This window comes from Micromonospora sp. NPDC047548 (assembly GCF_040642975.1).
Taxonomy (GTDB): domain Bacteria; phylum Actinomycetota; class Actinomycetes; order Mycobacteriales; family Micromonosporaceae; genus Micromonospora.
Genome location: NZ_JBEYTI010000052.1, coordinates 1 through 13,024, shown reverse-complemented (window position 1 = coordinate 13,024; position 13,024 = coordinate 1). Strand labels below are relative to the sequence as shown.

Annotated in this window: 13 protein-coding genes; 8 read left to right on the top strand and 5 right to left on the bottom strand. The window is 69.2% G+C overall.

The window, feature by feature from the left end; translation table 11 throughout:
• Positions 1-45: 45 nt before the first annotated feature.
• On the top strand, positions 46-1,164 hold the full coding sequence (locus ABZ807_RS29345; protein ID WP_357164974.1) for a globin domain-containing protein: 1,119 nt from the start codon (positions 46-48) through the stop codon (positions 1,162-1,164).
• Positions 1,165-1,273: 109 nt separating this feature from the next.
• On the opposite strand, the gene ABZ807_RS29340 is transcribed toward ABZ807_RS29345, so the two are convergent.
• On the bottom strand, positions 1,274-2,779 hold the full coding sequence (locus tag ABZ807_RS29340) for a peptide deformylase (RefSeq protein ID WP_357164971.1): 1,506 nt from the start codon (positions 2,777-2,779) through the stop codon (positions 1,274-1,276).
• A gap of 287 nt (positions 2,780-3,066) precedes the next feature.
• On the opposite strand from ABZ807_RS29340, the gene ABZ807_RS29335 reads away from it, so the two are divergent.
• On the top strand, positions 3,067-3,846 hold the full coding sequence (locus ABZ807_RS29335; RefSeq protein WP_357165036.1) for a ferric iron reductase: 780 nt from the start codon (positions 3,067-3,069) through the stop codon (positions 3,844-3,846).
• 10 nt (positions 3,847-3,856) lie between these two features.
• Here ABZ807_RS29335 and ABZ807_RS29330 read toward each other — a convergent pair whose 3' ends face one another.
• Complete coding sequence (locus tag ABZ807_RS29330; protein ID WP_357164968.1) at positions 3,857-5,680, bottom strand: hypothetical protein; 1,824 nt, start codon at positions 5,678-5,680, stop codon at positions 3,857-3,859.
• 210 nt (positions 5,681-5,890) lie between these two features.
• On the opposite strand from ABZ807_RS29330, the gene ABZ807_RS29325 reads away from it, so the two are divergent.
• A complete protein-coding gene (locus ABZ807_RS29325) occupies positions 5,891-6,601 on the top strand; it encodes a class I SAM-dependent methyltransferase (RefSeq protein ID WP_357164965.1) in 711 nt (236 codons plus the stop codon).
• Between the two features lie 99 nt (positions 6,602-6,700).
• Here ABZ807_RS29325 and ABZ807_RS29320 read toward each other — a convergent pair whose 3' ends face one another.
• Positions 6,701-7,234 carry a YbhB/YbcL family Raf kinase inhibitor-like protein gene (locus ABZ807_RS29320; protein ID WP_357164962.1) on the bottom strand — a complete coding sequence of 178 codons (534 nt, stop codon included), beginning with the start codon at positions 7,232-7,234 and terminating at the stop codon, positions 6,701-6,703.
• 130 nt (positions 7,235-7,364) lie between these two features.
• Between ABZ807_RS29320 and ABZ807_RS29315 the strand changes: the two genes are divergently transcribed.
• From ABZ807_RS29315 to ABZ807_RS29295, 5 genes are all read left to right on the top strand, one after another.
• Positions 7,365-7,814 (top strand): hypothetical protein, encoded by a 450-nt coding sequence (locus tag ABZ807_RS29315; RefSeq protein WP_357164959.1) that lies wholly within the window; start codon positions 7,365-7,367, stop codon positions 7,812-7,814.
• Entirely contained in the window at positions 7,811-8,167 is a 357-nt protein-coding gene (locus ABZ807_RS29310; protein ID WP_357164956.1) for a DUF5615 family PIN-like protein, read from the top strand. Before ABZ807_RS29315 ends, ABZ807_RS29310 begins: the two co-directional genes overlap by 4 nt.
• A gap of 768 nt (positions 8,168-8,935) precedes the next feature.
• Positions 8,936-9,259 carry a hypothetical protein gene (locus ABZ807_RS29305; protein ID WP_357164953.1) on the top strand — a complete coding sequence of 108 codons (324 nt, stop codon included), beginning with the start codon at positions 8,936-8,938 and terminating at the stop codon, positions 9,257-9,259.
• A gap of 9 nt (positions 9,260-9,268) precedes the next feature.
• Complete coding sequence (locus tag ABZ807_RS29300) at positions 9,269-9,721, top strand: hypothetical protein (protein WP_357164950.1); 453 nt, start codon at positions 9,269-9,271, stop codon at positions 9,719-9,721.
• A 176-nt stretch (positions 9,722-9,897) separates the two neighbouring features.
• The gene (locus ABZ807_RS29295; protein WP_357164947.1) at positions 9,898-10,482 is read left to right on the top strand and encodes a hypothetical protein; all 585 of its coding nucleotides are present in this window, start codon (positions 9,898-9,900) and stop codon (positions 10,480-10,482) included.
• A gap of 72 nt (positions 10,483-10,554) precedes the next feature.
• On the opposite strand, the gene ABZ807_RS29290 is transcribed toward ABZ807_RS29295, so the two are convergent.
• Both ABZ807_RS29290 and ABZ807_RS29285 read right to left on the bottom strand, forming a co-directional pair.
• Positions 10,555-11,334 (bottom strand): IS30 family transposase, encoded by a 780-nt coding sequence (locus tag ABZ807_RS29290; protein WP_357165033.1) that lies wholly within the window; start codon positions 11,332-11,334, stop codon positions 10,555-10,557.
• 213 nt (positions 11,335-11,547) lie between these two features.
• Positions 11,548-12,789, bottom strand: coding sequence for an IS256 family transposase (locus tag ABZ807_RS29285; protein WP_357164944.1), 1,242 nt, complete (start codon positions 12,787-12,789; stop codon positions 11,548-11,550).
• Positions 12,790-13,024 lie beyond the last annotated feature (235 nt).

The window sequence follows — 13,024 nt, the reverse complement described above, 5'->3', positions numbered from 1 at the left end:
ATGCTATGCGGGCCCGATCCGCAGTCAGGAGGAGGAGCGCGTTCCGTGGACAACTTCGCACGGTTGCTGAAGGAGAGCTGGACCCTGGTCGAGGAGGACCGGGAACGGCTGAGCCGTTACTTCTACGCCCGGCTGTTCCTCCTCGATCCCGACCTGCGCAAGCTCTTCCCGGTGCAGATGACCGGCCAGGGCGACCGGATCCTGGACGCCATCGTCACCGCCACCCAGGTGGTGGACAACCCGGAGAGCTTCGAGGAGTACCTTCGCTCGCTCGGCCGGGACCACCGCAAGTACCACGTGGACGCCGCGCACTACGAGACGATGGGCGTCGCGCTGCTGGACGCGCTGCGCCGCACCGCGGGTGACGGCTGGAACCTGGAGTACGACCAGGCCTGGCGGGACGCGTACGCGGCGATCACCGAGAAGATGCTGGCCGGGGCGGCGGCCGACGAGAACCCGCCGTTCTGGCATGCCGAGGTGCTGACCCACCAGCGGCACGGGCCCGACACTGCGGTACTGACCGTGCGCGCCCTCCAGCACCCGCTGGCCTGGAAGGCGGGGCAGTACGTCAGCATCGAGGTGCCCCGGCACCTGCCCCGGGTCTGGCGGACGTACTCGGTGGCGAACGCGCCCAACGACGACAGCGTGCTGGAGTTCCACATCCGTACGCCGGCCGGGGCGGGCTGGGTGTCCGGCGCGCTGGTCCGCCGGACCAGGCCGGGCGACCTGCTCCGGGTGGCCGCGCCGATGGGGTCGATGACGCTGGACCGCGAGTCGACCCGGGACATCCTCTGCGTCGCCGGCGGGGTCGGTCTGGCCCCGGTGAAGGCGCTGGTGGAGGAGCTGGCCGGCTGGAACCGGACCCGCTGGGTGCATATCTTCCACGGCGCCCGGCACGCCGACGACCTGTACGGCCTGGCCGGCCTGGAGGAGCTGGTGGCCGCCCACCCATGGCTCTCGGTGACCCCGGCGTGCAGCGACGACCCGAACTTCGGCGGTGAGCAGGGGGACATCTCCGAGGTGGTCGCCCGGTACGGCCCGTGGACGACGCACGACTGCTACGTCTCCGGCTCGGCCCCGATGGTCCGGGCCACCCTGCGGGCGCTCGCCGAGGACGAGGTGCCACCGGCGAACATCCGGTACGACACCTTCGGCAACCTGTAGCGGCTTTCCTCCCCCGAAAAAGCCGGGTCGCGTGCCCCTGCCAGCTGGGGCACGCGACCCGGTTCCCGCCCGGCCCCTGACGGCGTCCCGCACGTGCCCCCGGACGCCGTCAGGGGCCGGTCGCCCGGTATTCCTCCACCGGCACCAGCGGCACGCCGGGCGCCATCCGGTCGGTGTAGAGCCGACCCTGGAGGTGGTCGACCTCGTGCGCGACCAGCCGGGCCATCCCGTACGCGAACGAGGTGATGATCCGGCTGCCGTCCCAGCGGGCATGCTCCACGTCGATGCGCAGCGGCCGGGGCACCAGGCCCCGGTGGTCGGCGAAGGAGAGGCAGCCCTCGTACTGCTCGTCGGTGTCGGGGCTGGCGTCGACCACCCGGGGGTTGATCAGCACCACCGGCAGGCCGGTCCGGTCGGCGGGGCGAACCACGGCCGCCGCCGCGTCGACGCCGATCTGCGGGGCGGCCAGGCCCATGCCGGCGCTGAACGGGTGCAGCTCGCCGACCCGGTGCAGCAGCGCGGTGAGCCGGCCGACCACCTCCCGCGCGGCGGTCTCCTCGACGGGCAGGTCGAACGGCCGGGCGGGGCGGCGCAGCAGGTCGGCGTCGCGGGGCAGCACGCCGAGGGCGCGCAGCCGGTCACCGGTCCGGCTGGCCGCCGTCGCCCGTTCCGGGTCCGCCGGTTCGCCCCGGAACCGCCACTGGAGGCGGTAGCGGGAGTTGAGCGGCGGATCGTCGGTGGCCCAGTCGAAGACCGCCCGGTCGCCGCGGTCGTGCCCGCGTACGGGGGTGCGCAGCGGGCCCTCGTCGGCGGAGAGCGAGGTCTCCACCCCCCAGACCCGGGGGTCGAGCGCCGCCGGCAGGTCCAGCCGGACCGCCAGGTGCCGGGTGGGCAGGCGTACGGCGCGCTGGAACCAGGGCCCCCACTTCTCCCGGCCGACGTGGTACGCGTACTCGATCTCGGCCCGTTCGCCGGGGTGGAGCGGGAACGACCTGTCGGCGTTCTCGAAGTGCAGCCAGATCTCCTTGTACGCGTCCCGGTCGTGCTTGGCCCGCCAGTGCATCGACTCGCGACTGCCGCCGTCGTCGCGGTACGCCCGCAGCCGCAGCTCGGCGAAGGTGAGCGGATGCTCCCGGTGGTGCCGGTTGGAGCGGCCCGGGTCGTCGGGGTAGCGGTCGACGGCCACCCGGACCAGGTGCCGGGTGACCGGTTCGGAGCCGACGTTGTGCAGCTGGCGGCGCACCACGCAGTGGTAGCCGTCGCCGGTGTGGGTGAGGGTGGCGGCCTCGCGCTCGACGACCAGGCCGGTGCCCGGGGGCAGCCACTGCCCGGGGGGCGGCAGCTCGCGGTGCGCCGGGACCGGGCGGGCCTGGCGGAGCTGGTCGTACTCCTGGAAGTGTTGCCAGATCGCGCCGCCGGCATCGAGGACGGCTTCGGCGCGGCGGGCGAAGTCCTCGGTGGGTCGGTGCCGGCGTCCCTCGACGTGACTGACGTACGACGGGTCGAAGCCCATGAGGGTGGCGAGCTGCTTCTTGGAGAGTCCTCGCCCCGTCCGGTGCCGGGTGAGCTCCGCGGCGAAGGACTCGGCGGCCCGCTCCAGGGGGGAGGTCGTCATCAGCTTCCTCACGGCCGGGACGACAAGTCTTCACGTTCGACCACCCCGGCCGCAGCTGAACTGGCATTTTGCCGACATTTGGCTTGACAACGCTCGCGTTTCCACCCCCGCGCACCGGGTAGTACGCGTCAGCCCGGGCCGGTCCGTCGCCAGCGTCGCCGGCGGAGTGACCCGGGCCTCTCGATCCGCCTCTGGTGAGCCTTCCCTCAGACCGAAGACTGTGGTTAGGCTAGCCTTAGCTACACGGACGGCGCTTCGGACAAGGGGACGGACCAGTGACAGCGGTGATGCCAGGGCGGGAGCTCGCCCCGCCGCTCGCCCCGGTGACCGCCACCCTCCGGGCCATGTTCGGCACCGACGACCTGCCCGGCCTCGCGCCGGGCCTGCTGGTCGCCGGCGAGGCCGGCTGGAGCCCGGCGACCAGCCTGATCGACGGCACCCGCCTTCCCGATTTCCTCGCCGCCGCGTCCCGCCGGTGGGGTGGCACCCCGCACGCCTGCGCCGCGCTGGCCTGGAAGTCCTACAGCTACTGGACGGCGCTGCCGGTGGTGCTCGGCTGGGCCTCGGCCCGCCGGGTGCCGCTGCTCGACCCGGCCGACGTGCTGGTCCACTTCGAGGACCACCAGCAGCTGCTCACCATGGGCCTGCGCGGCTCGACGGCGATCGCGGTGCTCCCGAACGACCCGCTGGCGCTCGCCGGCCTCCCCGAGGTGCGAGTGGTCGCCGACGAGGCGGAACTGCTCCGCGTGCTCCGCGCCTCGCTGCTCGACGCCCACCTCGCCCCGATGATCGCCGCGATCCAGGCGGAGGTCCGGGTCGGCGCCCGTACGCTGCTCGGCTCCGTCGCCTCCGGCATCGCGCACGGCATCCTGCGCGCGGCGGACGCCCTCCCCGGCTCCTCGGTGCGCAGCATCTCCACCCTGCTCGACGCGCTCGACCTGGCCGACCTGGTCGAGCTGGTGCCCGGTCCCACCGGCGAGCCCACGGTGCAGCGGCGGACCTGCTGCCTGGCCTTCACGCTGCCGAGGCCCAAGATCTGCCAGGGCTGCTGCGTCCGTCCGTCCTGACTCCGCTCGCCTACCCGGTCAGCGGCCGGACGTCCCAGAGCCACACCCCGCCCGTCCAGGTGGGTGTGATCCCGGTCAGCTCGGTCATCGCCCGGCGCAACGCGTCGGCGTTGCGGTGCGGCCCGAGGACCACCGCTCCGGCCCGCCAGTAGCGCAGGTCGTCCACCGCCGCGGCCCGGTCCTGGTCGGTGATCGGCGGGATCGCCCCGGTCCGCGCGATGCCACCGAAGAAGTTGCTGGTCCTGCGGAACGGCGCGGTGAACAGGGCGACGTTCGGCTCGGGCGCCCCCGGCCGGGTGTCCGGCGCCAGGAAGTAGCCGCGCGCCAGCGGCATCTCCAGCCGGGTCCGGGACGACCAGCGCAGCGGGTCGGTGTACGTGGTGTCGGGCAGCGGCAGGGTGACCACGCTGCGCCCCCCGGCGACGTACGGGCGCCAGGAGCCGGAGGTGACGAACGCCGGGGTCGGGTCGCGCGGGCTGACGGGCAGCGGGGTCGGCAGGTTCGGCAGCAGCGCCATCGCCAGGACCGTGACCGTGGCGAACCGGATCTGCCGCCGTGCGCCCGGATACCGGCGGGCCAGCTGACGGGCGTGCTCCGCGCCGAGCGCGAGCAGCACCCCGATGACCGGCGTGACCGCCAGCGACCAGCGGGTGGGCACCACCGAGTGCAGCAGGGGCAGGTCCTCCAGCAGCGCCCAGGGGGCGGGCACGCCGGTGTCCCGGCCGTCGAGCTGGACCTCCCGGCCGAGCGAGAGCACCGCGAAGAGCAGGCCGAGAACGGCCAGGCCGAGCACCACCGCGCTGCGCCGCAGCCAGACCAGGGCGATCGTGAGGATCACCAGCGGCCACCCGAAAAAGGCGTTCTCCTCGGTCGCGTTCTTGACCAGCGGCGCGGCGGAGCGGGCGTCACCGGCCAGCGACTCGCGGGAGTATCCGACGAAGGCGGCGAGGTCGGTGCGGTAGCCGCGGATCAGCCGGGACAGCCCCTGGTACGAGCCGGGGCCGAAGAGCTGCACGTGGAGCGGGTACGCCAGCAGCACGGCGGAGAGGACGGCGGCGACACCGAGCCCGGCGAGGAAGGTCCGGGCGCCCCGGCGCAGCTCGGGCCGGCCGATGGCGAGCGCGCCGACCACCACTCCCAGCCCGATCGCGGTCATCAGCAGGATTTCGAGGTTGAGGAAGGCCTGCCAGACGATCAGCAGGCCGAGCAGGAGACCGTTGCGCAGCCACCGGCCGGGCTCGGCGAGCCGCAGCGTCCGCCAGGCGATCAGCGGAACGACGAACTGGGACACGATGTTCGGGTGGGCGTTGGCGTGCGACACCATCGCCGGGGCGAACGCGCAGAACGCGGCGCCGAGCCAGGCCGGGGCCCGGGACCGGGTCACCATCCGGGAGAGGAAGAAGTACCAGGCGGTGCCGGTGGCAGCCATTCCGAGGGTGAGAAAGAGCAGAAACGACCATTGCGGGCCGAACAGTACGGTGACTGGCGTCATTGGTATTGAAATGGACAATACGGAAGTATTCGCCATCAGGTTCACACCGTCGGGCACGTTCATCCGGTCCGAGGTGAATGGATAGGCGAATTCGGTCACGACCCGGGCACCGTGTGCCATCATCCATTCGAACTGCGACTGGTCGGAAGGGTTGTCGCGAAGTCCGCTGCCGGGGTGCAGCCAGAGGCGCGCGGTAACCCAGAACGCCAGCAGCACGAAGCTGAGCACGGCGGCGGCGTCCCACCACCACCCCTCCCACCGGCGTACGCCGTGGTCGTCGCCGACCTCGGCGTCCCCGACGCCGGATCGCTCGACCCCAGGGTCCGATTCGGGAGTAGCCATAACAATTCAAAGCGTAGTTGCCGTATGGCGCTGACGTGACATGTTTCGGCGGACTGCGTACTATGTGCCGGGTTCGCCGACCGCCGATCACGTGCCCACCCCCGACCGCATTTCGGCCACCACGCTGCCCCGTTTCCTCCGCCCCTTCGCGCGGATGATTCACGCTGTCGGTCCAGGCGCGGGTCGAGTCATATCGTGAGGAATCGACGCATGGCAGAAATCACTGGGGATCAGCGCGTCCAGTCCGAAGTCCTGGAGGGCCTCGCGACGGCGGTCAACCACCGCAGATGGTTCGTCGAACTGGCCGTGCCCCACCTCGGTGACAACCCCATCGAGATCGGCAGCGGCCTCGGCGACTACGCGCTGGAGTGGTCGCGGCACGTACCCCGGTTCACCGCCACGGAGGCCGACCCGGACCGGCTGGTCCAGCTCAAGGAGCGCCTGGCCGACGAGCCCACCGTCGAGGTACGGCAGATGCTGCTGCCGCACCCCGAGCGCGGCGACTACAGCGCGGCCGTCTCGTACAACGTGCTGGAGCACATCGAGGACCACGTCGGCGCGCTGCGCAGCATGCGCGACCTGGTCCGGCCCGGCGGCGCAGTGATCATCATCGTGCCCGCCTTCCAGTTCGCGATGAGCCCGGCCGACATCGCGACCGGGCACGTGCGCCGCTACACGAAGCAGACCCTGGCGGCGGCGATGACCGAGGCGGGGCTGACGGTCGAGACCATCCACTACGCCAACGCGCTCGGCCTGATCGGGTACTTCATGGCCACCAAGGTCTTCCGGCTGATGCCGAAGGAGGGCCCGATGGTCAAGGTCTACGACACCCTGGTGCTGCCGGCGACCAAGGCCGCCGAGCAGAGGTTCCGCCCGCCGTTCGGCCAGTCCGTCTTCGCCGTCGCCCGCGTCCCGGCCTGACCCCGCGGCCCGCCCAGACGTTCTGTGGAAAGTGGTGGCCTCCCCCGGTCGGGGAGGCCACCACTTCCGCGTCCGATCACGGCGCTCGGCGCGCCCGGCTCACTCCTTGATCTGGTACGTCGGGCGGATGACCGCCCGGGCCAGGGTGTGGAAGGCCAGGTTGAAACCGACGTAGGCGGGGCTGGCGGCGGGGGCGACGTCGAGGCGCTCGACGTCCAGCGCGTGCACCGCGAAGAGGTACCGGTGTGGACGGTCCCCGGACGGCGGGGCGGCACCGCCGTAGCCGGTGTCGCCGTAGTCGTTGCGGACGCTGAACGCGCCGCCGAGGTCGGCCTCCTTCGCCCCGGTGGGCAGCTCGGTCACCGAGACCGGCACATCGACCAGCACCCAGTGCCAGAAGCCGCTGCCCGTCGGGGCGTCCGGGTCGAAGCAGGTCACCACGAAGCTCTTCGTCTCGGCCGGAAAGTCCGACCAGGCCAGGTGCGGGGAGATGTTCTCGCCGCCGGCGCTGCCGTGCGCGTACCGCGCGTCCATCGGCTCGCCGTTGTGCACATCGTCGCTGGTCAGGTTGAACGACGAAACGGTCGGCAGCAGCTCGTACGGGTCCGGGGCGATCGGTCGTTCCAGGGTCATCAGGGGTCCTTCCGGTGCGCGTGATGTCCTGCGCCCTTCTTCTTACCCCGCCACCGCGCCGAAACGAACCGGAAGCACCGCAGTGTCCGGGTCACTCCCCGCGCCCCTGTCCGTTGACTACACTGTAGTCATGGGTAGTCCTCGCTCGGTGCGCTTCGACGAGGCGGTGCTGGCCCGCCTCGACCGGTACGTCCGGGAACACCCCGGCTCCTCGTCCTCCTCGGTGGCGAACATGTTCGTCGACGAGTCGCTCCGGACGTACGAACATCCGGGCGTGATCTTCCGGTCCGGTCCGGCAGGTCGCCGTGCGTCGCTCAACGGCGGCCCGGACGTCTGGGAGGTGATCGGGGCCCTGCACGCGGTGCGGGCGGAATCACCGGAGATCGAGGGAGAGGAGTTGGCGGCCGAGCTGACGGAGGTCACCGGGCTCGGCCGGGAGCAGATCGCGACGGCACTGCGCTACTACGCCACCTACTCGGCCGAGATAGACCAGCTCATCCGCGCCAACCACGAGGCCGCCGAGCGGGAGGAACGTCTGCGGCAGGCGGAGCAGAGCCTGCTGAAGCGCCGCAGCGCATGACCGCGCTCCTGCTGGACGAGATGTACCCGCCTGCGCTCGCACGGCAGCTCCGCGAACGCGGGCACGACGTCCTCGCGGCACTGGATTTGGAGGTCGGCCTGTCGTCGCGGTCGGACGAGGACGTGCTCGCCTGGGCGACCCGACACCAGCGCTGTGTGGTGACCGAGAACGTCCGCGACTTCGCCCGGCTCGCCCCGCTGATGCCGCACGCCGGGATCATCCTGGTCTCGGCCCGCCGGTTTCCCCGGACACGTGCGGGGCTCGCCAGGTTGCTCGGCGCGTTGGACGCCGTCCTGGCGACGAAGTCTCTGCCCACGCCCGACGCGGTCGCCTGGCTCGGCAGCCCGGAATGAGCAACGGCGAGACCTGAGCTGAGGGTGTGGGATTCGAACCCACGAAGACATCGCTGCCTTACCGGTTTTCAAGACCAGGAAGCTCACGGCGCTGACCTGCTGGTATGCGATTCGTCGCCCACCCAGCGACACGTAAACGGCACACGGGCCTACTCAGGCCAGGTCGCTGACCGCCGTTGGCCCTCGGCTCCCGTACTGACGAGCAGAAGCCGGCACGGCTGGTGCCGTCAGCTTGAAAGGTCGAAGATGACGGCCGACAAGGCCCTGGTGGGGCAGGCGAGCCGCAGGACGTGGGGATCATTCGTGCCCGCCGGTGACCGTCGGGGTACAGACTACTGGCACGTGGATGGCACGGATGACCTAGGCCAGCCGATGCGCCCTCGCCGCAAGGATCTTCGCCAGCGTGGCGAACATCACACAAGTGGCCGGCGTGTCGCCTTAAAGGGGCGATACCGGGCAACTAGGCTCGCGCCAGCTACGCTGGGAATAGCCCGCGAGCCTAGTTGCCCGGTATCGCGCGCGGGCCGCGCATGCAGGCCACACTCAGTCCCTATGCCTCAGCGGAAAGCCCGCGGCGGGTCACCCTGCCCCACATCCGGTCGTTACCTCCAGTAGCACGCGCATGAGGCTGTAGACTTGAATCGCCTAGCGCAACCACAAAGGATGAGGTAACTTCGGTCCCCCTGGCAAGTTCAGGAGCACTGATCAGGTTCCAGCTGCGCACGAAGGCATGGCACCACCCGCCCTGGGTAGCTCTACCATGAGGGCATGGAGGAGGCTAGCGGCATGGCCGACGACTTTAGGGCTTTGATGGACTCCTTGGGCAACATGGCGTTGAGCGTGATCCGCGAGCACGCCTCCCATGTTCGCGTCACGGCAGACCCAGTCCTCTGCACCGCTCATGTTGTTGCCCTGATGGACGAGCTGCCAGCGGACGACGAGTACGACACCGTGCTTGGCCGGCTTGTCGAGCTGCACGATTTCTACACGGACGAGCTGTCTCTTAGCTTTGCCATCGAAAGGCTCGGTCCGGGTGCCGACGAGCAGAATGGCCGTTCCACCGAGGTGCGTGAATTCGCCTACTCTGGCTAAAATGTCTGCATGAGCAACCGGGTGGCGCTGAACTCATCAGATCATCAGGCCCGCGCCATTAAGCACGAAAGCGTCGGCGATGCTCTTTTTGCCGGACATGAAGAGTGGTCGGCCGTCTGCTACTTCTACGCTTCACTGCACCGGGTTCAGGCAGCCTTGGTCGAGGACCCCATATTTGGGGACCCCCTCCGGCTTCAGCAGAAGAGTCGTCTGCTGAGGCCGGAGGATCGTTTATGCCATTCTCATACAGGGTTTTTCCGTCCAGGTGGCATAAAATCCTGGGGATTGAACGAACTGGTCCGATTGCTCTATAGGGACATATCCCTTCAATACGAGGCTCTCTATATTAATTCCATCCATGTCCGATACGAGAACGGTCCCGCTCTTTCCTTGGAGCGCCTAAAAGCGCACGCAACAGACATCAAAATCGCCTTCCAGCAGCGAAGGCTCATCGCGAAGTAGAGCGGATCACCTCGCCGGGCACCTGGGCCGATGGGTGTCTAGCAGCGTAGACCCCTTCCAGCATTTCGCACCGTTCCCCCCGCTACCCGTCGCCCTTTGTGGGCTGAATGCGGACCATCGGCCGAGTCCCGAGGGAGTGGCACCCATGTGGCACGGTCATCCGCAGGAGGTGCGGCTTGGCGAAGTGGTGGGAGATCATGGTGCCGGCGGCAGGTGCCCTACTAGCTGGTCTGATGGGTGCATGGCTACAGGCTCGGTCGTCGGTCAAGCTTCTCAAGCAGCAGAGCCAAGCGGAGCTAGAGCGACTCGCAGTGACGCAGAGGCACGAGGACGAACGGCGATGGCTTGAAGCCCGCAAAGAGACATACATCGGGCTTTTGTCGATCTTCGAACAATGGACGGGGAGCCTACGGCGCTGGGCTGACCCGCTGGCAGCAACCCTTCGCGACGGCAAAGTGGTGCATGCCGACGAGCGACCGTTCGACTATGCAACGGCCAGGGAAAAGATGATCGCCTTGGACGGCGAAATGGAGCTGCTTGCCAGCCCGACCACGAAGGACGCGGTGCAGCAGGTAACCGCGATGCTCCTTGTGGCTGAAATGCTGAGAGCCGACAGCGACAAGCCAGGCATGCGCGGCGCGCTCGATTCCGCTATGGATGAGCTAGCGAAACTCAAGAATTCGATGCGGTCCGATCTTGGGGTGGTATTGCCGTCGGGGGAAGCTAACACCTCACCTGTAGCGGCTGAGGCCGAAGCGTAAGCGGATCTCCTCGTCGGGCAGTCGTCAGACCGCCCAGCCTCCACAGACGGAGCCAAGGTGGAGCGGGCGGGTTCAGCCGGTGGAAGCATTCGCCTCGACGAGTTCGGTGAATATCTCGGAGGGCTTCTTCCAACCGTGGGTCTTACGGGGTCGGTCGTTGATCTCGGAAGCCACCATCGCCAAATATTTGGGGTCTGAGGTGATCGGGACGCCCTTGGGGAAGTACTCGCGCAGGATCCGGTTGGCGTTCTCGTTGCTGCCGCGTTGCCAGGGTGAGTGCGGACGGGCGAAGTACACCGGCAGGCCGGCGGCGGTGATCCGCGCGTGGCCGGCCATCTCCGCCCCGCAGTCCCAGGTCAACGACCGGGCCAGTTGTGGCGGGAGGGTCCCGGCGGCGGCGATGATCGCGTCACCGACGGCCAACGCGTCCCGGCCGGTCAGCGGGACCAGGACCACGAACCGCGACGTGCGCTCAACCAGGGTCGCCACCGCAGTCTTGCCCGCCTTGCCGATGACCAGGTCACCCTCCCAATGTCCGGGGACCTGCCGACCCTCGACCTCGGCAAGGCGTTCATCGAGGTAGCGGGGCTCGCGGATCCGTGCCGCCGGAGCCGGACGGGCACCACCACGACGGGCCGTACGGCCGGTGCGCAACCGAATCAACTCCCGCGCCAGGGCGGACACCAGTTGGGCGTACACCCACTGATAGATCGCCTCGTGAGACACCCGGCAAGCCTGATCGTCCGGGTAGTCGAACACCAACCGACCCGCGATCGACGCCGACGACCAGCCCAGCCGCAACCGCTCGCGCACCACCTCGGTCAAGCCCCTGGAAGTGGTGTAACGGCTGATCTTTCGAGTTGTGCTGGTTAGAAGGGTTGTGTTCCGGCTGGTCAGTGGCGGGTTGGCTGGTTTCGGGTTGCCAGTGGTCGATGTCGTCGGGCCAGGTTGCGGGACGGCCGTGGCTGTCCCAGAATCCGGTCTCGGTGCTGGTGGCGGTCAGGGCGGTGTTGAGCTTGTCGCGTTCGGTCGGGGTGGGGATGGTGTGGTCGCCTGTCACGTCGGTCATGCTGCGGTCTCCAGTTGGGGCAGGCCGGTGCTGGTCGTGGTGGTTGGGGCGGTCTCGCGGGCTTTGGTGAGGATGTCGAGGGCGAAGTAGCGGCGGCCTTCGGTCCATTCGTCGTGTTGTTCGGCGAGGACGGCGCCGACGAGGCGGATGACGGCGTCGCGGTTGGGGAAGATCCCGACGACGTCGGTGCGGCGGCGGATCTCCTTGTTGAGTCGTTCGTTGGGGTTGTTCGACCAGATCTGGCGCCAGATCTGTTGCGGGAAGCTGGTGAAGGCGAGCAGGTCGGCGCGGGCGTCGTCGAGGTGGGCGGCCACCGCCGGCAGTGACCTGCTGACCGAGTCGAGGAGTTTGTCGAACTGGGCGTGGACCGTAGCGGCGTCGACCTGGTCGTAGACCGAGTGCAGCACGGTCTTGACCGCCGGCCACGCGGACTTCGGACACACCGCCATCAGGTTCGCGGCGTAGTGCGTGCGGCAGCGCTGCCAGGACGCGCCGGGCAGGTTCGCGGCGATCGCGTCGACCAGGCCGGCGTGGGCGTCGCTGGTGACCAGCAGGGTGCCGGTCAGGCCGCGGGCGAGCATGTCGGCGAAGAACGCGTTCCATGCCTGCTTGGTCTCGCTGGTGGCGACCTTGACGCCGAGGACCTCGCGGTGGCCGTCGGCGTTGACGCCGGTCGCGACCAGCACGACCGCGTTGACGACTCGGCCCTGCTCGCGGACCTTCATTGTCAGCGCGTCGGCGGCCACGAACGTGAACGGCCCCGACTCGCCCAGCGGCCGGGTGCGGAACGCCGCGACCTGGGCGTCCAGGTCGGCGGCCATCCGCGAGACCTGTGACTTGGACAGGCTGGTGATGCCCAGCGACTGGACGAGTTTGTCCATGCGCCGGGTGGACACGCCGAGCAGGTAGCAGGTCGCGACCACGCTGACCAACGCGGCCTCGGCCCGCTTACGCCGTTCCAGCAGCCACTCGGGGAAGTAGGAGCCCGACCGCAGTTTCGGTATGGCCACGTCGATGGTGCCGATGCGGGTGTCGAGGTCGCGGTGCCGGTAGCCGTTACGGGAGTTGACCCGTTCCGGCGAGACGATGCCGTACTCGGCGCCGCAGACCGCGTCGGCCTCCGCCGACAGCAGAGAGTTGATCACCGTGGACAGCAGGTGCCGCATCAGATCCGGTGACGCGTCGGTCAGTGCCTGGCCCAGCAGGCCGGCAGGGTCGATGATGTGAGGTGCGGTCATCGCGGTAGTCCCCTTTCGAGAGCGCTGTCGAAGGTTCACTCGAAAGATCACGCGATGGCCGCGCTCCATGCCGGACAGGCTGTCCGGCGATCACGCCAACCGCGTTACACCACTATCAGGGACGCCACTTACCCCCCCCCCGTTACCTTTTTCGTAGCCCCAACCGGGGTTGCAGGCCACCGGCCGCGGCATGACTCAGTCCCCCTGTTGACCATGATCTGGGGGGTGTTGTCAC